This is a genomic window from Paenibacillus sinensis, assembly GCF_019904155.1.
GTDB classification, from domain to species: Bacteria; Bacillota; Bacilli; order Paenibacillales; family Paenibacillaceae; genus Paenibacillus_AQ; species Paenibacillus_AQ sinensis.
In genome coordinates this window covers 1-328 of record NZ_JAHCMB010000168.1, presented here as the reverse complement: position 1 = coordinate 328, position 328 = coordinate 1, and the positions used below count along the sequence as shown (strand labels likewise).

The following is a 328-nucleotide window of genomic DNA, read 5'->3' as shown; positions in this document are numbered from 1 at the left end:
AAGACTAACTGCTTTTGTTCTTCCTAAGCCTAACTATTCGTCCGTCTACAAATTTCATTTTCATACAGGATTGTTCAGCAAACCTCAAAAAAGCACATAGAGCATAATACTCATATGTGCCTATAAAGTTCTAACGGCTGCCCTACCCCTTTTTCTATTCCGGCATCAAAATATTTAGTAAGCGGATTTAGCTCGGCAACATTTAGATTCGATTTCAGGAATTGCTTGGTTTGAAAATCAATTACACTAACCATATCATTACCTAAATATATGGCAGCCCTCAATGAATCATTTGACCAGATAATGCGAATTTGATCCGAGGAGACCT

General features: G+C 37.2%; 1 protein-coding gene. It reads right to left on the bottom strand.

Translation table 11 applies throughout. The annotated features are described in order from the left end of the window. Positions 1-110: 110 nt before the first annotated feature. A partial coding sequence (locus tag KIH86_RS19030; protein WP_223110616.1) for a hypothetical protein occupies positions 111-328 on the bottom strand: 218 nt, incomplete at its 5' end.